The organism is Streptomyces pluripotens, assembly GCF_000802245.2.
Lineage (GTDB): Bacteria > Actinomycetota > Actinomycetes > Streptomycetales > Streptomycetaceae > Streptomyces > Streptomyces pluripotens.
Genome location: NZ_CP021080.1, coordinates 942474 through 963756 on the forward strand (window position 1 = coordinate 942474; position 21283 = coordinate 963756).

Annotated in this window: 18 protein-coding genes and 1 pseudogene; 2 read left to right on the top strand and 17 right to left on the bottom strand. The window is 71.1% G+C overall.

From position 1 onward, the window contains the following. Window positions 1-27: 27 nt before the first annotated feature. From LK06_RS04005 to LK06_RS04025, 5 genes are read right to left on the bottom strand one after another with little or no spacing between them, the layout of a single operon-like run. Window positions 28-1491, bottom strand: a complete 1464-nt coding sequence (locus LK06_RS04005) for an HAD-IA family hydrolase (protein WP_039649144.1) — start codon at window positions 1489-1491, stop codon at window positions 28-30. A gap of 14 nt (window positions 1492-1505) precedes the next feature. Next, a complete protein-coding gene (locus tag LK06_RS04010) occupies window positions 1506-2591 on the bottom strand; it encodes an ABC transporter ATP-binding protein (RefSeq protein ID WP_039649044.1) in 1086 nt (361 codons plus the stop codon). 13 nt (window positions 2592-2604) lie between these two features. After that, on the bottom strand, window positions 2605-3429 hold the full coding sequence (locus tag LK06_RS04015) for an ABC transporter permease (RefSeq protein ID WP_052269730.1): 825 nt from the start codon (window positions 3427-3429) through the stop codon (window positions 2605-2607). Then, window positions 3417-4328: an ABC transporter permease gene (locus LK06_RS04020; RefSeq protein ID WP_039649042.1), complete on the bottom strand. Its 912-nt coding sequence runs from the start codon at window positions 4326-4328 to the stop codon at window positions 3417-3419. The genes LK06_RS04015 and LK06_RS04020 overlap by 13 nt, the downstream gene beginning before the upstream one ends. A gap of 23 nt (window positions 4329-4351) precedes the next feature. Next, a complete protein-coding gene (locus LK06_RS04025) occupies window positions 4352-5509 on the bottom strand; it encodes an ABC transporter substrate-binding protein (RefSeq protein WP_043434086.1) in 1158 nt (385 codons plus the stop codon). A 220-nt stretch (window positions 5510-5729) separates the two neighbouring features. On the opposite strand from LK06_RS04025, the gene LK06_RS04030 reads away from it, so the two are divergent. Further along, a complete protein-coding gene (locus LK06_RS04030; RefSeq protein ID WP_043409498.1) occupies window positions 5730-6470 on the top strand; it encodes a GntR family transcriptional regulator in 741 nt (246 codons plus the stop codon). 310 nt (window positions 6471-6780) lie between these two features. Here the strand turns inward: LK06_RS04030 and LK06_RS04035 are convergent, their stop codons facing one another. The 6 genes from LK06_RS04035 to fmt form a co-directional block, all read right to left on the bottom strand. Beyond that, window positions 6781-7233: an Lrp/AsnC family transcriptional regulator gene (locus LK06_RS04035; RefSeq protein WP_030343799.1), complete on the bottom strand. Its 453-nt coding sequence runs from the start codon at window positions 7231-7233 to the stop codon at window positions 6781-6783. A gap of 342 nt (window positions 7234-7575) precedes the next feature. Next, a complete protein-coding gene (locus LK06_RS04040; protein ID WP_039649140.1) occupies window positions 7576-9018 on the bottom strand; it encodes a GuaB1 family IMP dehydrogenase-related protein in 1443 nt (480 codons plus the stop codon). A gap of 430 nt (window positions 9019-9448) precedes the next feature. Continuing rightward, a complete protein-coding gene (locus LK06_RS04045) occupies window positions 9449-10492 on the bottom strand; it encodes a sugar-binding transcriptional regulator (protein ID WP_039649034.1) in 1044 nt (347 codons plus the stop codon). A gap of 90 nt (window positions 10493-10582) precedes the next feature. Next, window positions 10583-11269 (bottom strand): ribulose-phosphate 3-epimerase, encoded by a 687-nt coding sequence (rpe, locus tag LK06_RS04050; RefSeq protein ID WP_039649032.1) that lies wholly within the window; start codon window positions 11267-11269, stop codon window positions 10583-10585. Window positions 11270-11372: 103 nt separating this feature from the next. Beyond that, window positions 11373-12791, bottom strand: coding sequence for an RsmB/NOP family class I SAM-dependent RNA methyltransferase (locus LK06_RS04055; protein ID WP_039649030.1), 1419 nt, complete (start codon window positions 12789-12791; stop codon window positions 11373-11375). Between the two features lie 177 nt (window positions 12792-12968). Further along, the gene (gene fmt / locus LK06_RS04060; protein WP_043434083.1) at window positions 12969-13901 is read right to left on the bottom strand and encodes a methionyl-tRNA formyltransferase; all 933 of its coding nucleotides are present in this window, start codon (window positions 13899-13901) and stop codon (window positions 12969-12971) included. Window positions 13902-14203: 302 nt separating this feature from the next. Between fmt and LK06_RS04065 the strand changes: the two genes are divergently transcribed. After that, window positions 14204-14737: a hypothetical protein gene (locus tag LK06_RS04065; protein ID WP_039649026.1), complete on the top strand. Its 534-nt coding sequence runs from the start codon at window positions 14204-14206 to the stop codon at window positions 14735-14737. Window positions 14738-14808: 71 nt separating this feature from the next. Here LK06_RS04065 and LK06_RS04070 read toward each other — a convergent pair whose 3' ends face one another. The 6 genes and pseudogenes from LK06_RS04070 to LK06_RS04095 all read right to left on the bottom strand — a co-directional run bounded on the left by LK06_RS04070 (window position 14809) and on the right by LK06_RS04095 (window position 21264). Then, window positions 14809-16953, bottom strand: a complete 2145-nt coding sequence (locus LK06_RS04070) for a primosomal protein N' (RefSeq protein WP_039649025.1) — start codon at window positions 16951-16953, stop codon at window positions 14809-14811. Between the two features lie 217 nt (window positions 16954-17170). Further along, window positions 17171-18394, bottom strand: coding sequence for a methionine adenosyltransferase (metK, locus tag LK06_RS04075; RefSeq protein WP_039649023.1), 1224 nt, complete (start codon window positions 18392-18394; stop codon window positions 17171-17173). 260 nt (window positions 18395-18654) lie between these two features. Then, window positions 18655-19857 carry a bifunctional phosphopantothenoylcysteine decarboxylase/phosphopantothenate--cysteine ligase CoaBC gene (coaBC, locus tag LK06_RS04080; RefSeq protein ID WP_043434080.1) on the bottom strand — a complete coding sequence of 401 codons (1203 nt, stop codon included), beginning with the start codon at window positions 19855-19857 and terminating at the stop codon, window positions 18655-18657. A gap of 102 nt (window positions 19858-19959) precedes the next feature. Continuing rightward, window positions 19960-20232: a DNA-directed RNA polymerase subunit omega gene (gene rpoZ / locus LK06_RS04085; RefSeq protein ID WP_039649019.1), complete on the bottom strand. Its 273-nt coding sequence runs from the start codon at window positions 20230-20232 to the stop codon at window positions 19960-19962. Between the two features lie 78 nt (window positions 20233-20310). Further along, window positions 20311-20898 (bottom strand): annotated as a pseudogene (gmk, locus tag LK06_RS04090) (guanylate kinase); the annotation flags it as partial. 42 nt (window positions 20899-20940) lie between these two features. Continuing rightward, a complete protein-coding gene (locus LK06_RS04095; RefSeq protein ID WP_003977346.1) occupies window positions 20941-21264 on the bottom strand; it encodes an integration host factor in 324 nt (107 codons plus the stop codon). Between the last annotated feature and the right edge of the window lie 19 nt (window positions 21265-21283).

Below are 21283 nucleotides of genomic sequence, written 5' to 3' on the forward strand. Positions count from 1 at the left end.
GCAATGGTGACCTGCGGTAACCCCGGGTTATCTCTGGGGCATACGGAAGGTGGTGAGGACCGCAGCATGGTCCGAGGGCCAGTCGTTGCCCGCCACGTCAGGCCAGGGACACGGGGTTCCGGTGACCAGGGTGCGCGAGTCGAGCACGGTCAGGCCGCGGTGCAGGACGTAGTCGATCCGGTCCTGCGGCTCGGGCCGGCCGCTGCCGTCCTCGTGCACGGGGTGGATCGGCGACCAGGTGTGACCGGGCTCGGCAACGGGATCGGGGTGCGCCTCGCGGTAGGAGTCGGCGAACCCCGCCCGCTCGGCCGCCCGGGTCACCGGCCACTCCACCCCGGGCCAGTCGAGGTGCGAGGGGCAATTGAAGTCACCGACGAGGACGACCGGTACGCCCTCGCCCGAGGACTCCTCGATCCGCTGCAACGCGTCCCGCATCTGCGTGAGTCGCAGCTCCTCGTGGGCGATCAGGACAGCGGCCGGCAACCCGTCGAAGACGGCTTCGTACGGCCCGTACGGCGTGTAGTGCAGATGCGCGGTCCACAAGTCGACCTCACGGCCCGGGGCCATGGAGATCCGGACACCCGCGGCACCGTAGAAGCCGACGTCCGGATCGCCGAAGCGGGCCGTGATCGGGTGACGGCTGAGCACGCCCAGGTTCTCACCGGCCCGGTGGTGGTACCAGCCGAGTGCCTCGGCCAGCTCCTGCGCGGCGGTGCCGCCGGTCTCCTGCAGTCCGACGACGTCGGCGCCGCTGTCCAGAATGACCTTGAGTTGCTTGGTCCGGTGGTCGTCGATCGGGCTGCCGCCGAGCCAAAGGTTCCAGCTCAGCACCCGGAGCTCGGGTGCCACCAGCTGCCGCAGGTCCTCGGCCGTGACACCGGCCAGGCTCTCCCGCACGGTCCGGCCGGGCGCCGCGCCGATCGGCGCGAGGGACGGCACGGCCAGTACGGCGCACCCGGCGGCCTCGGCGGAGGCCACCCCGGTCTCGGTGTCCTCGACCGCGACGCAGGCCGCCGGGTCGACGCCGAGGGCACGGCACGCGGCGAGGTAGGGATCGGGGGCGGGTTTGGTGCGGGCGGTGTCGTCGGCGGTGACGGAGGCCGCGAACCGTCCGGCGCCCAGGGCGTCGAGGACGACGTCGGCGACCGCACGCGGGGACGCGGTGACCAGGGCGGTGGGGACGCCGCACGCGGCCAGCTCGGCCAACAGGTCCAGGGCGCCGGGCCGGGGCACGATCTGGGTGCGGACCCGTTCGGTGAACTCGCGGTGCAGCTCGGCGGCGAGGTCCGCCTCCGGCCGGCCGGTTGCGGCGCTGAGCCAGACGGCTGTGTACTCGACCGGACGGCCTAGCACGTCCGGCTGGTCGGCCTCGGTCAGCGGGCGGCCGGCGACCTGCTCGACCGCCTCCCACCACAGGCGCTCGGTGTCCACGAGCGTGCCGTCCATATCGAAGAGAACGGCCTGGAGCGGGAGTCGGGTGTGGGGGGTCACGTGGATGTCTTCCTTCATTTCTGCGTACGTTCGGCCACCAGTACCGGCCGCTCGGGCAGCGACACGGTCACGGCGGCTGAGATACCAAGCCCGGCAGCATCGTGGACGGGCAGGTCGGCCTTGACCTCCGTGCCGTCGGCGAGCTGCACGGTGACACGGACGACGGCGCCCAAGAAGGACGTGGCGACGACCCGGCCGGTGCCCTGCTCGTCCGCCCGGACCCGCACGGCCTCGGGCCGCACCAGCACGTCCACCTCAGTGACGGCCGGTGCTTCGCCGTCCGCGGGCAGCCGCTGCCCGAGTACCTCGACCGTGCCGTCCTTCAGCTCGCCCGGTATCCGGCTCATGGTGCCGACGAACTCGGCGACGAAAGCGGTGGCGGGACGGCCGTACAGTTCGGCGGGCCCGGCGCACTGTTCGAGGCGGCCGGCGCGCATGACCGCGACCCGGTCGGCGACCGAAAGGGCCTCTTCCTGGTCGTGGGTGACGAACAGCGTGGTGATGCCGAGTTCCTGCTGGATCCTGCGGATCTCCTCGCGCAGAGTCAGGCGCACCTTGGCGTCCAGCGCGGACAGCGGCTCGTCGAGCAGCAGCACCCGCGGGCGCAGGGCGAGTGCCCGGGCGAGCGCGATGCGCTGCTGCTGCCCGCCGGAGAGCTGGTGCGGGTAGCGCTCCCCCTTGTCACCCAGGCCGACCAGGTCCAGCAACTCGGCGGCACGGGAACGCCGTTCGGCCGTACGCACCTTGCGCATGCGCAGCCCAAAGGCGACGTTGTCGAGCGCGGTCAGGTGCGGGAAGAGGCTGTAGGACTGGAAGACCATACCGGCATCGCGCCGATGGGCGGGTACTCGTGTGACGTCCTCGCCGCCGACCAGTACTGCGCCGGAGTCCGGGTGCTCGAACCCGGCGAGCATGCGCAGGGCGGTGGTCTTGCCGCAACCGGACGGGCCTAGCAGGGCCAGCAGTTCGCCGGGCTGGACGGTCAGGTCGAGCCCGTCGAGGGCGACGGTGTGCCCGAAGGCACGGCGCAGGGCACGGAACTCGACGGTCGCGGCGTCGGCCTGTGCGGTCTTCTCGTTCTCTGCAGCGGTGAGGGTCATGGCGGTGTATCCCTTAAGGGGCGGTACGGGAGGGGCGGCGGCCGGCGGCGGTGGCAAGAACCAACAGCAGCAGCCAGGTCATGAGCAGGCTGAGCACGGAGACGGCGACGGACATCTGGGCCTGCGCGCCGCTGATGTTGACGATCCACACGGCGAAGGGGCGGTAGCCCAGCAGCTGGGCGACGGTGAACTCGCCGAGCACCAACGCGAGCGTGAGGAACGAGGCGTTGAGCAGGGCGCCGCGCATGTTCGGCAACACGGCCCGCACCAGGGCCACCGGCCAGCTCGCGCCGCAGCTGCGGGCGGCCTCCACCAGGGTGCGCACGTCGACGGCGCGCAGTCCGGCGTCCAGAGCCCGGTAGACGAACGGCAGCGCCATCACGACGTACGCCATGACGAGGACGAACGGGAACGTGGGGTTCTGGATCGCCACCAACGTCTGGAAGAACGGGGTGCGCGAGAGGTACTCGGGCCCCCATTTCAGGACCGTGCTGACACCGACCACGAACGCGATGGGAGGGACGACCAGCGGCAGCGAGCAGACCACTTCCACCACCGGCCGCAGCCTGGGCGCGCCGAGTCGCAGCGCGACCATGGCCGGGACCATGAGCAGCAGGTCGATGACGATCGTGGCGGCGGCCAGCTCCAGTGACAGCCCCAGGCTGCTCAGGAATCCGTCGGTGGAGAAGATCCGCGTGTAGGCGTCGAAGTTGATGCCCTGCCCCGGCACATCGACGGTGAAGATCACGGACGAGGCGAGCGGGACGAGGAAGTACAGGGCCGCAGCGACCAGGACGGTCCCGCGACCGGGCCGGATGCGGTGGGTCAGGCGAGCCATCGTGCGCTCCGTCGTTGCAGGGGCAGGTACACGGCCATCACCAGGCCCGCGACCAGGACCATGTCCAGGCTGAGGGCCAGCGCCACGTGCTCCTGGCCGACCAGCACGTTGCCGGAGAGCGCGTCGGCGATCTGCAGCGTGACCAGCGGGATCGAGCTGCCGACGATGGCGTCCGCGGTGGCGTACGCGGCAAAAGCGCTGCCGAACAGCAGCACGTAGCCGCCGAGCAGGGACGGGGCGAGCACCGGCAGCGCCACGTGCCGCCAGTACTGCGCGTGCGTGGCGCCGTTGTTCTGCGCGGCCTCACGCCACTGCGAGCGCAGGCCGTCCAGCGCGGGCGTGATGGTGAGAACCATCATCGGGATGAGGAAGTACAGGTAGACGACCGTCAGGCCCCAGAAGCTGTAGAGGTCCCAGCCCTTGTCCCGCAGGTGCAGGTGCTGGGTGAGCACACCGGAGTTGCCGAGGGTGGCGACGAAGGCGAAGGCGAGCGGGACACCTCCGAAGTTGGCCAGTACCCCGGAGGCGGTCAGCACGGCCTCGCGCAGCGCGCGGAACCTCGACGTGACCACGGCCTGAGCGAGCAGCAGCCCGCATACGGTGCCGATCGCGGCACAAACCGCGGACAGCTTGACGCTGCCGATCAGAGCCGTCAGGTAGGCGCCGTGCAGCGAGGCGTCGAGGTTGGCGGTGGTGTACGAGGTGGCACCGGTGGCCGGGTCCTTGACCGTGAAGGCGCCGTTCAGCAGGGCGACCACGGGGATGCCGAAGGCGATCGCCGTGAAAGCGAGCAGCGGAACGACGGGCAGCCACCCGGCGGCGCCGCGCCGCCGCGTGGAGGCGGCGGTCGCGGCACCGGCCCGGGTGGGCGCGTTCGCAGGAGTGGATGTGAGAGTCATGTCGGTGACGCAGCTCCGGGGCCTCAGCCGGAGATGGCCTTGCTCCAGTTCTGGCCGAGGACCTGCTTCGCCTTGCTCTGCTGCGTCTCGGTCGGGAAGTCGGGCGTGCCGCTGACCTTCGGGAGCTTGGCGGCGGCGGCCTGGTCGAGCGTGCCGTCCTTCTGCATGGCGTTCATCCGGGCGGGGCGGGCGTAGCCCTTCAGCCACAGGTTCTGGCCCTCGGCGCTGTAGACGTACTCCTCCCACAGGCGGGCGGCCGCCGGGTGCGGGGCGTCCTTGTTAACGGCCTGGGAGTAGTACTGGGAGAACTGTCCGTCCGTGGGCACCGCGACCTGCCAGTCGACACCCTTGGACTTGAACTCGTCGGCGTACCCGGCGTTGAGGTAGTCCCAGTCGATGCTGATCGGGGTCTCGCCCTTCTCGACGGTGGCCGGGGTGGACTCCACCGGTGTGAAGTTCCCGCTCTTCTTCAGCTTGGCGAAGAAGTCGATGCCGGGCTGGATGTTGTCGAAGGAGCCGCCGTTGGCCAGGGAGGCCGCGTAGACCCCGGCGAAGGCCGAACCGGACTTGGTGGGGTTGCCGTTGAGCGCGACCTGGTCCTTGTACTGCGGCTTGAGCAGGTCCTTGAAGGTCTTGGGGCAGACCTTGACCCGCTTGGCGTCACAGCCGATGGAGATGTAGCCGCCGTAGTCGTTGTACCAGCGGCCCTTGGCGTCCTTCTGGGTGGCCGGGATGTCGTCGAAGCCGGCGACCTTGTACGGCGCCAGCAGGCCCTGCTGGGCGGCACTGAGCGCGAAGGAGCTGCCGAGGTCGACGACGTCCGGGGCGCGGTTCTGGCCCTGGCGCGAGGTGACCGCGTTGATCTCGTCCTGGCTGGAGCCGTCGGGGTTCTCGACGTCGACCTTGATGCCGTACTTCTTCTGGAAGCCGTCGATGAGGGCGCCGTAGTTGGCCCAGTCACGGGGCAGCGCGATGGCGTGCAGCGTGCCTTCCTTCTTGGCCGCGGCGACGAGCTGGGACATTCCGCCGAAGTCGGCCGCCGAAGTGGCGGTAGCGGTGTTCTTGCCGTCCTTGGTGGTCGATGAGTTGTCGGGGGCGGCGCCGCAGGCGCTCAGCGCGAGCGCGGCGACGACGGCAAGGGAACCACTCAGGACGGTCTGTCTCGGCAGGGACACGGTCACAGCTTCTCCAGGGGACGCGCGAAAGTTCAGGAGCTACAGGAACTAAGGGGCAACTTGTCTGAACAAGTTGACCTCAGTACGCCTTCCGCTGGTGGCCCACTCGTAAACTCTGGCCAAACCCTGACCCGCCATTCTTTATACATTCGTCATCGACATGGATCACCGCTGACCTCGATTAGGCTGGTCACGCTGTGCACATCGACCTGAGCAGAGGGGAAGCATGACCGCGCGACACGAGGAGATCGCCGACGAACTGCGCCGGGCGATCGACCGCGAGCAGTACACGGTCGGCAGCCGACTGCCCTCGGAGTCGGAGTTGGCCACCCGCTACGGTGTCTCGCGCGGGACGGTCCGGCAGGCGGTCGCCGCCCTCACCACCGAGGGCCTGATCGGCTCCCGCCAGGGCGCCCGCCGGGTGGTCCTCGCCAGCCGCCGCAGCCAGAGCTTCGCCGAACTGCGCAGCTTCGCCCAGTGGGCGCGGGCCATGGGCCGCGAGGCCACCGGCCACGTCGTGGCCCAGGAGCACCGCCCGGCCGGACCCGAGGACGCCGTACGCCTCCAGTTGCCGGTCGGCACGCCCGTGCTGCACGTCCTGCGGGTGCGCGGTCTGGACGGCGAGCCGGTCCTGCTGGAACGAACGGTGTACGCCGACTGGATCGCCCCGGCGGTCGAGGCGATCGAGACCGACTGCCCCTCGGTCACCCAGCGCCTGTACGACGACACCGGGCTGGTCTTCGCATACGGCGAGCATGTCATCGACGCGGTGTCGGCGGGCGCCCAGGACGCCGAACTGCTCGGCATCCGCCGCACCAGCCCGCTGCTGCGGGTGCGCCGCGTGACCACGACCCGCGAAGGACGGCCGGTGGAGTGGTCGGACGATCGCTACCGTTCGGACGCGGTGAGCTTCAGCGTGCACAATTCGATCGGGAACAACGCCCTGGCCCGCAAGACGGCGGAGTGAACGACGGTCCCGGCACGGTGTCCGGGCCGGCCGTCGGCCGGCCCGGAGCACCCCTCCCCGCAGGGAGTTCGACGACCGCGCCGCCCTGCGCCGGGTGGGCGCTGAGCGGCTCGGCGCACAGGCAGGCCGGCAGTTCGCGCCCCTGGTCCGTCGCGGCTTCCGACTGAACCGCCCGTTGCCCGGCGCCCCCACCACCGGGCGGTCGCGGTCCGGTGGAACGGCCCTGCCCGAGACGGGCACCGCGTGGTCGGAGACCGACGGACGCGGCGCTGTCCCTCAAGGAAGCACCGCGCGGCGGCCGGCCGGCGCCCTACCCCGGCGCCCCCGACGAGAACCGCCGCAGCAGCGGTGACAGCACCAGCACCGACTTGGTCCGCTCCACGAACGGCTCGCCGGCGATACGCTCCAGCACCCGCTCGAAGTGGCGCATGTCGGAGGCGAAGACCTGGGCGATCGCATCCGCATCACCCGTGACGGTCGACGCGGCGACGACCTCCTGATAGCGCTCCAGGCCTCGTTGGATGGTCTCGGGGGAGGTGTTTCTCCGGCAGTAGATCTCGATGTATCCCTCGGTCTCCCAGCCGAGCGCCGCCGGGTCCACCCGGACGGTGAATCCGGTGATGGCCCCCGTGGCACGCAGCCGGTCCACGCGCCGCTTCACCGCGGGCGCGGACAAGCCGACCATCTGCCCGATGTCCGCGTAGGAACGACGGGCGTCCTCGGCGAGGGCGTGCACGATGCGTTCGTCGAGATCGTTCAGCACAACGGGTGGTTCACTTCTTCGGTCGGTCGTCTCTCTGCCGCCGCCGCGGGGTCGTCATCGGTCGCGAGGCGGGAACGGCGATGGCCGCTACACGAAGTAGAACACGAGCCCGGCGGCGGTCCGGACAACGAACACGAGCCAGGTCACGGTGGTCGGGCCGGCCTGCAGTCGCCCCCGGAGTCACCCGCCCGCCCCATCGCCCGCCGCCAGAAGTGGGAGGCGGCGCGGGGGCACCACCGCAGCGGACCGCGGCAGGTGCGGTGCGGGTGTGGGCGCGCGGACCACGACGGCCCCGGACCGATCCCGGCACGGGTTCGATCGGGGGCCGTACGGGAGGGTCGCTCAGTTCCAGCTGGCGTGCAGCGGCTGGCCCTCGGCGTATCCGGCGGCGCTCTGAATGCCGACGACGGCCTTCTCGGCGAACTCCTCCAGGGAGCCGGCACCGGCGTAGGTGCAGGAGGAACGGACGCCCGCGATGATCGAGTCGATCAGGTCCTCGACGCCGGGGCGGGCCGGGTCGAGGAACATCCGGGAGGTGGAGATGCCCTCCTCGAACAGCGCCTTGCGAGCGCGATCGTACGCGGACTCCTCGGAGGTGCGGTTACGCACCGCGCGTGCGGAGGCCATGCCGAACGACTCCTTGTAGAGGCGCCCCTCGGCGTCCTGCTGGAGGTCGCCCGGGGACTCGTAGGTGCCGGCGAACCAGGAGCCGACCATCACGTTGGACGCGCCGGCCGCAAGGGCCATGGCCACGTCGCGCGGGTGGCGGACACCGCCGTCGGCCCACACGTGCTTGCCGTACTTCCTGGCCTCCGCGGCGCACTCCAGCACCGCGGAGAACTGCGGCCGGCCCACACCGGTCATCATGCGGGTCGTGCACATGGCGCCGGGGCCGACGCCGACCTTGATGATGTCCGCACCAGCGTCGATCAGGTCCTTGACACCCTCGGCGGAGACGATGTTGCCGGCGGCGATCGGCACCTGCGGGTCGAGGGCACGCACCAGCTTGATGGCGCTGATCATCGACTCCTGGTGACCGTGCGCGGTGTCGATGACGAGGGAGTCCACGCCGGCGTCGAGCAGCTGCTTGGCCTTGCCCGCGACATCACCGTTGATGCCGACGGCGGCGGCGATGCGCAGCTTGCCGTTCGCGTCGGTGGCCGGCGAGTAGAGCGTGGCACGCAGGGCGCCCTTGCGGGTGAGGATGCCCGCGAGCCTGCCATGGGCGTCCACGGCCGGGGCGTAGCGGCGGTTGGCGGTGTCCAGCGTGTTGAAGGCCTCGCGCGGGTCGATGTCCGCGTCGAGGAGCAGCAGGTCCTTGGACATGACCACTTCGAGCTGGGTGAAGCGGTCAACGCCGCTCAGGTCGGCGTCGGTGACGACGCCGACGGGCCGGTGGTCGTCGTCCACGACCACACCGGCGTTGTGCGCCCGCTTGGGCAGCAGCGCCAGGGCATCGGCGACGGTCTGGTGCGGAGCCAACACGATCGGGGTGTCCAGAACCAGGTGACGGCTCTTCACCCAGGAGATGACGTCGGTGACGACGTCGATCGGGATGTCCTGCGGGATGACCACCAGGCCGCCGCGGCGGGCCACCGTCTCGGCCATACGGCGCCCGGCAATGGCAGTCATGTTGGCGACGACGAGCGGGATGGTGGTGCCCGTGCCGTCCGGCGAGTTGAGGTCCACGCCCTGACGCGAGCCCACCGCGGAGCGGCTCGGCACCATGAACACGTCGTCGTACGTCAGGTCGTACGCGGGCTGGATGTCGTTGAGGAAACGCACGTGCTGCACATCCCAGTCGATCAGAGGTGACCCCCGGACAGGTGTGCCAGGGGGAAAGAGCACGTACTTCATTCTCCCATGCCGAAGCCCCTGACATGCCCCGACAGAACATCCAGGCTGCCCGCAGGGCGCTTGGGAGGATCCTCCAAGTCGGGATAGCTCCTCCCAGGGCCAGGAGGACATCGAGGGCGGAAGTGCGGTCCACCACTGGTCGGACAGGTGCTCCTCGAAGTTCCCGAAGACGCCAGTGCCCCTGCCGTGGAGACGCGCCCGCCCTCGTCGAGGAGAGCGCGAGCGCCACCGGGCCGGAGCGAAGCCCACCGGCGACCCAGCCCGAGCCACACCCGACGCCCAGCCCTCTCCGGCCCCTTCCAGCCGGCCTTCAGCCCTGGTGGGAAGGGGCCGCGCCGCCGAGGGTCACAGGGTCCCGTCAGGCTCCGTCCGGGTCCGCCCGGCTGAGTGCGGGCTTCGGCGTCGACCCCGCCGTCATCAGGTAGTCGGCGGCTGAGGTGTCGGTCACCAGGCTGGTGACCAGTCCGGAACGCAGCACCGCGTCGATCGCAGCCGCCTTGCGCTGACCGCCGGCGATCGCCACGACCTCCGGGATACGACGCAACTGGTCGGCCTTGACGGTGATGCAGCGCTCCCCCAGGTCCCGTCCGATCCGTCGCCCGTCGGCATCGAAGAGGTGCGCGGACATCTCGGCGGCGACGCCGAGCGAGGCGTAGTGCGCGCGCTCCTCGTCGCTGAGCATGTCGTGCACGGTCGAGATGCCCGGTTCCCAGGAACCGATGGAGACGCAGGCGACCGTGACCTTGTCGAAGTACTCGAAGGCCCGGGCGATTCCCGTTTGGTTGCGCAGCGCCGCCGCGGTGGCCTCGTCCGGCAGCAGCATCGGCGCGTAGATGGGGTGCGCGTCACCGCCGGACACCTGGGCGGCCCTGCGGACTGCCTCCACGGAACCGCGCTCGGCGGTCCCGGCGTCGTACACGCCGGTCAGCTGCACCACCGTGCACGGCGGCAGCCGGTTGAGCGCCGCCGCCATATGGATGGTGGACCGGCCCCAGGCCAGACCGAGTACGTCACCTTCGTTGACGAGCTCACCGAGCAGGTCGGCGGCCACCTCACCGAGGTTCTCGGGGTCGGGGGTCTCCTCGGCATCGGCCGGGGATTCGACCACGACGGCATGCCTCAGACCGTAGCGGGCACGGAGCGCGTCGGAGCGCTCCGCGTCCAGCTCGGCCGGCACACGGATCTCGATGCGTACGAGATCCCGTTCGAGGGCCGTCTCCAGGACCCGGGCCACCTTGAAGCGGCTGACGCCGAACTCCTCCGCGATCTGGATCTTGGACTTGCCCTCAAGGTAGAAGCGGCGGGCCATGGCCGCCGCCTGGACCAGCTCAGCGGGTCCCATCCGCATGGCTGACCGGCCCGCCGACATACCCGACACGGCGATCTCCTCACTGCTGTTCACATTCTGGATTCGCCGTTCATCCTTGCAGATTCGGCGCAACTGATTCGCCCTGAAGGGCGCCGTTCTCTTAACCGTTCATGTATCTGTGGCTCAGTGGTTGCATCCCCAGGACGCCCTGGCGGTGGCCGCTTCCGCCTGCGCACGCAATGCATCGACCGCTTCCTCGGGATCCTTCGCCCCGTACACGGCCGAGCCGGCGACGAACACGTCCGCTCCCGCGTCCGCGCACTGCTCGATCGTCGAGGCCGAGACTCCGCCGTCGACCTGCAGCCACAGTTGCAGACCGTGCTTGTCGATCAGCTCACGGGTGCGGCGGATCTTCGGCAGCATGAGGTCGAGGAACGCCTGGCCGCCGAAACCCGGCTCGACCGTCATGATCAGCAGCATGTCGAGTTCCGGCAGCAGGTCCTCGAACGGCTCGATCGGTGTCGCCGGCTTGAGCGCCATCGAGGCGCGGGCGCCCTTGGCGCGGATCTCCCGGGCAAGCCGCACCGGGGCTGCGGCGGCCTCCACGTGGAAGGTGACCGACGAAGCACCCGCCTCGACGTACTGGGGTGCCCAGCGATCCGGGTCCTCGATCATCAGATGGCAGTCCAGAGGGGTACCCGTCGCACGCGCCAGGGACTCCACGACCGGCACACCGAGCGTGAGGTTCGGGACGAAGTGGTTGTCCATGACATCGACGTGAAGCCAGTCGGCGCCTCGGACCGCCTTGGCCTCCTCCGCCAGGCGGGCGAAGTCGGCGGACAGGATGCTGGGGTTGATCTGCACGGCCATGACCCAAGCCTGCCATGCCCGCGGCACTGATGTTCGCGCCGGTCCACAGGCGAGACGACTAATCACACTTACCAGGTCATAAGCCTTGTTCTGTGGGTCGGAGTCAGCCCGTCCGGCGGATCAGGGCCAGGTACATCGCGTCGGTGCCATGCAGATGCGGCCACAGCTGAACGTCCGGCCCCTCGCCGAGTGCGGGGACGCCCGGCAGCAACGGGCGGGCATCGATCAGCTCGGTGGCGGGGCACTGCTTGAGCACGTCCGCGACGACCGCGCGGGTCTCAGCGAGGTGCGGCGAGCAGGTGGCGTAGCCGACGACCCCGCCCACCCTCACCGAGTCGAGTGCGGTGCGCAGCAGGGCGCGCTGGAGCGGCGCGAAGTTGTCCAGGTCCTCGGGGCGCCGCCGCCAGCGTGCCTCCGGACGCCGGCGCAGCGCGCCGAGCCCGGTGCACGGCACGTCCATCAGGACCCGGTCGAAGGTACCGGGCCGCCACGGGGGCCGGGTCCCGTCGGCGGCGATGACCTGGTACGGCCCGGGGTTGCCGTGCAGGGCCTTGGCCACCAGGCCAGCCCGGTGCGGCTGCTTCTCCGCGGCCAGCAGCTCGGCCCCGCGTTCGGCCGCGAGGGCGGCCAGCAGCGCCGCCTTGCCACCGGGCCCCGCACACCCGTCGAGCCACTTCTCGTCGGACCCGTCGACCGGAGCGTTCGCCAGCGCGAGGGCGACCAGCTGGCTCCCCTCGTCCTGGACGCCTGCGCGGCCCTCGCGCACCGCCGGGACCGCGCCCGGCTCACCGCCCTCGGCCAGTCGCACCGCGTAGGGGGACCAGCGTCCCGGTACGGCAGCCTCCTCACGCAGGAGTTCCTCGGTGGTGGCCCGTCCCGGCCGCGCCACCAGCGTGACCTCCGGGCGCTCGTTGTCGGCCGCCAGCAGGTCCTCGATGCCGGCGCGCCCGCCGCCGAGGGAGTCCCAGAGCGCGGAGACGACCCAGCGGGGGTGCGAGTGCACGACGGCGAGGTGGTCCTCGGGGTCCTCCGCGTACGGCGGCGCGACCCTGTCGGTCCACCCCTGGAGATCGTCCTGCGCGACCTTGCGGAGCACGGCGTTGACGAACTTGGCCCGGCCGTCCCCGAGGACCACCCGCGCCAACTCGACGGTGGCGGACACGGCGGCGTGCGCCGGGATCCGCGTACCGAGCAGCTGGTGCACCCCCAGGCTCAGCACGTCCAGCACCGGCGGGTCGACCTCGCGCAGCGGCCGGTCGGTGCAGGCGGCGATGACGGCGTCGTACGTGCCCTGCCAGCGCAGCGTGCCGTACACCAGCTCGGTGGCGAGGGCAGCGTCCCGGGCGTCGAAGTCGCCGCTCTCGCGCGCCTTCCTGAGCAGCGGCGGCAGCACGAGGTTGGCGTACGCGTCCCGCTCGTCGACCGCGCGCAGAGCCTCGAAGGCCAGGAAGCGGACGGGGTCCTTGCGGGGACGGCGGTAGGGCTTGGCGGACTTGCGGGGTCGCCGGGACTGCTCGCTCACGAAAAAGGTGCTCCGGATGTGAAGAATGAGGTGCGCCCTCAAGCCTACGTCGGCACACCCTCACCCCCGCCGTCCGGGGCCACGACCGCGCCCGTGGTCCGGGCCGTCCGCACCGCCGGGGCTTGGTGGCGTCAGGCGACATTCACCGCCGTCGCACACACGTCGCTCACCGCGGCACTAGCCGCCGAGCCTCTCGCCGTCCGCGATGCGGACGCCCCGCGCCCAGTCGGCCGCACGCATGGGCTTCTTGCCCTGGGCCTGCACCCAGAGCAGTTCGACGGCGTACGACCCCGTTCCCACGTGCACGCTGTTCTTGCCCACCGCCAGCTGCCCGGCCACCAGACCGGTCCGCTCGGGCACCGGCCTGACCTGAATGAGTTTGAGCCGCTCGCCGCGGAAGGCGGTCCACGCGCCGGGCGCCGGGGTGCATCCGCGGACGACCCGGTCGATGCGCAGTGCGGGCGCCGCCCAGTCGACCTGGGCGTTCTCGACGGTGATCTTCGGTGCGAGGGTGATGCCGTCGGACGGTTGCGGCATGGCCTTCAGGGTGCCGTCCTCGACGCCATCCATGGTGGCGGCGAGCAGACCGGCGCCCGCGAAGGCGAGACGGGTGAGCAGGTCCCCGCTGGTGTCGGTGGGCCGGATCCGCTCCGTCACGGTGCCGTAGACGGGTCCGGAGTCGAGGCCTTCCTCGATGAGGAACGTGGATGCGCCCGTGATCTCGTCACCCGCCATGAGGGCGTGCTGCACCGGCGCGGCTCCGCGCCAGGCGGGCAGCAGTGAGAAGTGCAGGTTGACCCAACCGTGTGCCGGGATGTCAAGGGCGGCCTTCGGCAGCAGGGCACCGTACGCCACGACCGGGCAGCAGTCCGGCGCAATCTCCGTCAGCCGCGCGAGGAACTGCGGGTCCCGCGGCTTCAGGGGCTTGAGCACCTCGATCCCGGCTTCTTCCGCCCGCTGGGCCACGGGCGACGCCACCAGCCTGCGCCCACGTCCGGCGGGCGCGTCGGGCCGCGTGACGACGGCGGCCACCTCGTGCCGCCCGGAGGCGATCAGGGCGTCCAGAGCGGGAACGGCGACCTCGGGGGTACCGGCGAAGACGAGCTTCATAGACGGGATCGGGCCTCTCGGGCGGGGTTCGGACGGGCAGCACACCAGTGTAATGACCACGACCGGACAGCCGTGGACGGAGATCCTCCACCGACACGTCGTCCGCTGCCCCGGCCGACCAGCAGTGAACAGCAACACACGGCAGCGAACGGCGCAAGGGCGGGCGACGGGCGTACGCATATGCCGGTACGCCCCACCCCGTGACCAGCGGACCACAGGCGCGTTGGTCAAGAAAGAGTTGACCACATCGGGCCGCGTTCGCGGCCCAATATCCTTTCAACGCCGGTTCGAGAGGCTTGTTCATGGCCGACCACGCAACCCACGACGCCCAGGCCCGGGCCAGCCTGCACTTGCTGGTGCGGGACATCGAGCGGGTCCGCCGGCAGGTGGACGCGCTGCGCACGCTCACCGCCCAGTTGGGCAACGTCTACCGCCCGCGCCGCACCGGCCCGTCCACGGGCTTTGTCGTCTACGGACGTGCTCCCGCCCCGACGGTCCGCCTCGCCCAGGAGCTCCGGGACAGTGTCGAAACCCTGGTCACGGCCGCCGTGGACTTCGACCGCTCGCTCGGCTTCTCGTGGGACGCGGTGGGCTCGGCGCTCGGGGTCACCAAGCAGGCGGTGCACCGCCGCTACGGCGCGCGCCGCGCGTCGGCCCAGGCGCCCGCCGAGGGCGAGCGGACGCCGGAGCCATCCGGCACCCGCACCGTCAGCGCGAACGCGGGCCTGCCGACGGTCCCGGCGGCCCGTTCCATGCCCAGCCAGCCGACCTCGGGCAGCCCGACGCTGCGCGAGGACAACCGGCCGTCGGCCTTCCCCGGACCGCGCAACGGCTGACGCGCCGAACACCGCCCTCCTAGGAGACTCCCGCGAGTCCTCCGGGAGGGCATACGCAACCCAGGTGCCCGTCACCCGATGTCCGGTGGATCGATCCGCACCCGGACCGGCGCCCCGCTCCCCCGGGCCAGGCGAGCGGCCTGCGCGGTCTTGAGCGCGGAGGCCAGCGCGGCCCCGCTGCCCCGCGGTACCCGGACGAGTGCCCGTTCCCAGTGCTCGCCGGGCGGCGCCGCGCCGGGCCTGCGCGGTCGGCCGGGCGGCGTCGGCGGCAGCGGTACCGGCCCCAGCACCTCGGCGTCCGGCGGCAGCTCGACGGCTGCCAGGTACTCGGCAACGGCCGCAGCCGTTCCGGACACGGCCGCCATCCGCGACACCGGCGGGAATCCCAGCTCGGCCCGTTCGGTCAACTCCCGTACTGCGTGCCCGACCGGATCCCAGCGCACCAGCGCCTGCACCGGCCGCAAGGTCGGCTCGGCCACCACTACGACCGTCCCGCCCTGCTCCTGTGGCCGCACCAGCGCTGCCGCCGCGATCCAGCGGCGCAGCGCCTCCTCTCCGGCCCGCAGGTCTGGCCGCCCCAGCATCGCCCAGCCGTCCAACAGCAGGGCCGCCGCATACCCCCCCTCGGCGACCGGTTCGGCCCCCGGTGTGCTCACCACTAGCGCCGGCGTGCCCGGGACGGTGTCCAGCACCTGCTCGCGCCCCGAGGTGCGCACGGGTACGGCGGGGAAGGCCCGCCCCAGCTCCTCGGCGGTGCGCCGCGCACCCACGACCTGTGCTCGGAGCCGGAAACCACCGCACTCCAGACAGTGCCAACCGCTCTCCACGCGCCCGCACCACCCGCACCCCAGCAGGCCCCCGTCCTTGCCTTCGAGCGGCCCCGCACAGTGCCGGCACCGCGCGGGAGCCCGGCACCGGGCGCAGGCCATGCGCGGGACGTATCCGCGCCGGGGCACCTGGACCAGCACCGGCCCGTGACGCAGCCCCTCACGGGCCACCTGCCAGGCGACGCTGGGCAGCCGGGCGGCACGGGCGGCCTCGTCGCGCGCGAGGTCGTCGTCGCCGACGGTCCGAACCACAGGCGCGGTCCGCCGCACCTGCTCACGCCCGGCGACCAGCGGTCGGGCCCAGCCACTCTCGACGAGCTGGGCGGCCTCCACCGTGCAGCTCCAACTTCCAGCCAGAAAAGCGCACTTGTCCAAAGCTGCCCGCAGCAGCAGCACGTCCCGCGCATGGGGCTGTGGCGCGTGCTGCTCGCTGTGGCTGTCGTCACCGTCGTCCCAGATCGCGACGAGGCCCAGATCCGTCACCGGGGCGAACATGGCCGCCCGGGTACCGACGACGGCGCGCACGGACCCCCGCCGCACGGCGAGCCACTGCGCGTACCGCTTCTCGGGTCCGGCGTCGGCGGTCAGCAGCGCATGGGCACCCTCGCCCAGCAGCTCGGTGAGTGCACGGTCGACCCGCGTGGCGGACCGCCCGTCCGGTACGACGACGAGGGCGCCGCGTCCCGAGGCGAGCGTGGCGACGACGGCCCGGGCCAGTTCCTCGCTCCACAGCGGACCCGGTAGCGCGTGCCACAGGGCCCTGGGGCTTCTTCCTGAGGCCAGCGCCCCGAGGAAGGCGTGCCCGTGCTCGTAACGGTCCCAGGAACCGGTGTCCGGTGCGCTCGGTGGTGGCAGCGCCGCAGGCGAGGGCCGCTGCTCGGCGCGCGCGCTGCGGGGCGGCACGGCCAGTTGGAGCACGTCGGCGAGGCTGCCCGCGTACCGGTCGGCGACGGCCCGCGCCAGTCCCAGCAGTTCCTCGCTCAGCACCGGCTCCGGCGAGACGACCTGGGCCAGGGCGGCCAACGGCCCGGAGTAGTCGGACTCGGCCCGTCGCTCGATGAGGAAGCCGTCGACCAGCCCGCCGCCCTCGCGGCGCCCCTCGCGCACCCGGTGCCGCCCGGCCCCGAACCGCACCCGCACCCTGACCCCGGGCTGCGCCTGCTCGTCGAGTTCCTCGGGAACCGCGTAGTCGAAGTACCGGTCCAAGTGCAGGACGCCCTTGTCGACCAACACCCGTGCGACGGGCAACCGCGCGGCGAGCGCGGCCCCTCGCCAGGTCCGCGGCTTGGCCCGGGGCGTGTTCGCCTTGCGCACGCTCTCCCGGATGAGCGCGAGCTGCTCCGGCGCTGCCCCTTGGGCGCCGTCCCCCCGTCCGTTCTCGCTGCTCACGCTTGCATTCTTACCAAACGGCACCGACAGCGCGGCGTCAGCCGATGCCCGCCCGCGTTCACCCCGCGCACGCGAAGCAGCTTCCCAAGGCCAATGGCTCCCAGGAGTCGGCCAGCGGTACGCGCCCGGCACAGGCCCGCCGGGCGGCGGGACCTGCCGAGGCCCGGCCTCCCGAAGGGCGGCCGGGCCTCGATGCGTTGCGAGGACGGGCGCGAGGCTACAGCCCCGTGGCGGCGCGCAGGGCGTCCACCCGGTCGGTGCGCTCCCAGGTGAAGTCCGGCAGCTCACGGCCGAAGTGTCCGTATGCCGCCGTCTGGGCGTAGATCGGGCGCAGCAGGTCGAGGTCCCGGATGATCGCGGCCGGACGCAGGTCGAAGACCTCCTCGATCGCCTTCTCGATCTTCTCGGGCTCCACCTTGTGGGTGCCGAACGTCTCCACGAACAGGCCCACCGGCTCCGCCTTGCCGATGGCGTAGGCGACCTGCACCTCGCAGCGGGAGGCCAGGCCTGCGGCGACCACGTTCTTGGCGACCCAGCGCATCGCGTAGGCGGCCGAGCGGTCGACCTTGGACGGGTCCTTGCCCGAGAAGGCGCCCCCACCATGGCGGGCCATACCGCCGTACGTGTCGATGATGATCTTGCGGCCGGTCAGGCCGGCGTCGCCCATCGGGCCGCCGATCTCGAAGCGGCCGGTCGGGTTGACCAGCAGCCGGTAGTTCTCGGTCTCCAGCTTGATGCCCTCGTCCAGCAGGGCCTTCAGCTCCGGTTCCACCACGAATTCGCGGATGTCGGGGGCGAGCAACGACTCCAAGTCGATGTCCGAGGCGTGCTGGGAGGAGACGACCACGGTGTCCAGGCGGACCGCCTTGTCGCCGTCGTACTCGATGGTGACCTGTGTCTTGCCGTCCGGGCGCAGGTAGGGGATGGTGCCGTTCTTGCGGACCTCGGAGAGGCGCTTGGACAGACGGTGCGCCAGGAAGACGGGCAGCGGCATCAGGGTCGGCGTCTCGTCGGACGCGTAGCCGAACATCAGGCCCTGGTCGCCCGCGCCCTGTCGGTCCAGCTCGTCCACGTCTTCGCCTGCTGCGGCACTCTCGACCCGGGCCTCGTACGCCGCGTCGACCCCCTGCGCGATGTCCGGGGACTGTGCGCCGATGGACACCGACACTCCGCAGGAGGCGCCGTCGAAGCCCTTCTTGGAGGAGTCGTAGCCGATCTCCAGGATCTTTTCGCGGACGAGGGTCGCGATGTCCGCGTAGGCCTTGGTGGTGACCTCGCCGGCCACGTGCACCAGGCCGGTAGTGATCAGCGTCTCGACGGCGACCCGGGAGGTCGGGTCCTCGCGCAGCAGCGCGTCGAGAATGGTGTCACTGATCTGGTCAGCGATCTTGTCCGGGTGGCCCTCGGTGACAGACTCCGAGGTGAACAGGCGACGGGACACAACGCTCCCTGTGGTTGCAGCGGCTGCTGGCTGATCATTTGCAGACGACGCAAGGCAGCGCCCGGCGTCGTCCGTGAACAGTTTATCGGTCGCACTCGGCCCGTGGGCCACCGTCTCGCCTCTCGGGAGCGCTGTGACCTGCGGCACGGGCATTCTGCACAATGCGGGGCGGCGTTGGCCAGGGCCGCCACACCGGAATTCAAGTGGTCCGTGTGCCCGCCGTCACCCTCGCCTCCACGTCGGCCCGGAGCAACCGGGCGTCAGACCAGCCGCTGTACGACCAGGTCCCAGACCGTGTCGGCCAGGGCTTCCTTGGGTCCGTACGGGACCGGCGTCTCGCTCCCGTCGGCGCCCAGCACGACGGCCTCGTTCTCCTCGGAACCGAACGTCTTGCGCTCCCCCACCTCGTTGACCACCAGCAGGTCACATCCCTTGCGGGCGAGTTTGACGCGGCCGTTGGCAAGGACGTCGTCGGTCTCGGCGGCAAAGCCGACGATCACCTGACCGGCGCGGGGCCGGTCGGTGGATACCTCCGCGAGGATGTCCGGATTTCGCACCAGGCCGACGGGATCAGGATCCTGGCCGTCCCTCTTCTTGATCTTCCCGGCGGCGTAGGCGGCCGGACGGAAGTCGGCGACGGCGGCGGCCATGACCACCGCGTCGGCGTCCGCAGCGGCCTTGAGTACGGCCTCGCGCAGTTGGACGGCCGTACCGACCTGGACGACGTCCACTCCAGCCGGGTCGGGCAGGCCGGTGTTGGCCGCGATCAGCGTCACCCGGGCGCCACGGGCCGCTGCGGTGCGGGCGAGGGCGTAGCCCTGCTTGCCGGAGGAGCGGTTACCGAGGAAGCGGACCGGGTCGAGGGGTTCGCGGGTGCCGCCGGCGGACACGATGACGTGCCGGCCCGTGAGGTCGGGCTCGGTGGCCCCACGGGCCAGCACCCGGCGGCACGCCTCGAAGATCTCTGCCGGGTCGGGCAGCCGGCCCTTGCCGGTGTCGACACCGGTGAGGCGGCCGACTGCGGGCTCGATGACGACGGCACCGCGGCGGCGCAGCGTGGCCACGTTCGCCTGGGTGGCGGGGTGCTCCCACATCTCGGTGTGCATCGCCGGAGCGAAGACCACCGGGCAGCGGGCCGTGAGGAGCGTGTTGGTCAGCAGGTCGTCCGCGAGGCCGTGAGCGGCTTTGGCGAGCATGTCGGCGGTGGCCGGAGCGACGATGACCAGGTCTGCGCGCTGGCCGATGCGGACGTGCGGGACGTCGTGGACCTCGTCCCAGACCTCGGTGGCGACCGGCTTGCCGGACAGGGCGGACCAGGTGGCGGCACCGACGAAGTGCAGCGCGGAGGCGGTGGGCACGACGCGGACGTCATGGCCCGACTCCGTGAACCTTCTCAGCAGCTCACAGGCCTTGTACGCGGCGATGCCGCCGCTGACCCCCAGAACGACCCTCGGCTTGTCCACGATTTCTCCCCGGACTCGGAACCCTGCAACACCCATGACACACCACAGGCCCGGCAGCGTGACTGCCGAGCCTGTGGATAAGTCAACCGCAATCCGAAAGTACTACTGTGCCGGCCCCTCAATGGCCTCGGAGGTCAGCAGACCGGCGTTGATCTCGCGCAGGGAGATCGAGAGCGGCTTCTCGTGGACGTGGGTGTCGACAAGCGGACCGACGTACTCCAGGAGGCCCTCGCCGAGCTGCGAGTAGTACGCGTTGATCTGGCGGGCACGCTTGGCCGCGTAGATCACGAGGCTGTACTTCGAGTCGGTGGCCTCGAGGAGCTCGTCGATCGGCGGGTTGATGATGCCCTCGGGCGCGGTGATGGAAGAGGACACGCTCTACCTTCCGATGGGTGGGAAAGAATTCAGTCGGTGCGACCGGTCACTGTGGGCAGTCACACTCACGAGAGACGATCACACAACGTCCATCAAGGCTAGCAGCTCGCGGGCCACGTCCTCGACGGAGGTGTTGACCAAGGTCAGATCGAACTCCGGTTCGGCCGCGAGCTCGGTCCTGGCCGCCCCCAGACGGCGCTCGATGACTTCTGGCGGCTCGGTCCCACGGCCGGTGAGCCTGCGCACCAGCTCCTCCCAGGAGGGCGGAGCCAGAAACACCAGCCGGGCGTCGGACATCGACTCCCGGACCTGGCGAGCACCCTGGAGGTCGATCTCCAGCAGGACGGGCTCGCCCTTCTCCAGCCGCTCCAGCACGGCCGCGCGCGGTGTGCCGTAGCGGTTGCCGGCGAACTCGGCCCACTCCAGCAGCTCACCGTTGGCGATCAGCTTGTCCATCTCCTCGTCGGTCACGAAGAAGTAGTGGACTCCGTGTTGCTCACCGGGACGCGGCTTGCGGGTGGTCGCCGACACCGAGAGCCAGACGTCGGGGTGTTCCTTGCGCATATGGGCGACGACCGTGCTCTTGCCGACCCCCGAGGGGCCGGAGAGCACGGTCAGCCGCGGACGTTCACTCATGCAGCGATTATTCCAGCAATCCCGGAGTGCCCGGGACTCCCGGCCCGGCCGTCAGTGCGCCGGGAGGCCCCCTCAGGAGCCGGTGCTGCCGAACTCACGCTCCAGGGAGGCGATCTGGTTGGAACCGAGGCCGCGCACCCGGCGGCTCTCGGAGATGCCCAGACGCTCCATGATCTGCTTGGCGCGGACCTTGCCCACGCCCGGCAGGGACTCAAGGAGGGCGGAGACCTTCATCTTGCCGATGACGTCGTTCTCCTGGCCCTGCTTGATGACCTCGTGCAGGGAGGCGCCGGAGTGCTTGAGTCGATTCTTGACCTCGGCCCGCTCCCGGCGAGCCGCGGCGGCCTTTTCGAGCGCGGCTGCGCGCTGTTCAGGGGTAAGGGGCGGAAGAGCCACGCCTACGTCACCTCGGATG

What these genes read in the sequence shown, in the direction of transcription:
- LK06_RS04010 (WP_039649044.1), bottom strand. Translation starts at nt 2,591, where the DNA reads ATGACCCTCACCGCTGCAGAGAACGAGAAGACCGCACAGGCCGACGCC.
- LK06_RS04015 (WP_052269730.1), bottom strand. Translation starts at nt 3,429, where the DNA reads ATGGCTCGCCTGACCCACCGCATCCGGCCCGGTCGCGGGACCGTCCTG.
- LK06_RS04020 (WP_039649042.1), bottom strand. Translation starts at nt 4,328, where the DNA reads ATGACTCTCACATCCACTCCTGCGAACGCGCCCACCCGGGCCGGTGCC.
- LK06_RS04030 (WP_043409498.1), top strand. Translation starts at nt 5,730, where the DNA reads ATGACCGCGCGACACGAGGAGATCGCCGACGAACTGCGCCGGGCGATC.
- rpe (WP_039649032.1), bottom strand. Translation starts at nt 11,269, where the DNA reads ATGGCCGTGCAGATCAACCCCAGCATCCTGTCCGCCGACTTCGCCCGC.
- fmt (WP_043434083.1), bottom strand. Translation starts at nt 13,901, where the DNA reads ATGAAGCTCGTCTTCGCCGGTACCCCCGAGGTCGCCGTTCCCGCTCTG.
- LK06_RS04065 (WP_039649026.1), top strand. Translation starts at nt 14,204, where the DNA reads ATGGCCGACCACGCAACCCACGACGCCCAGGCCCGGGCCAGCCTGCAC.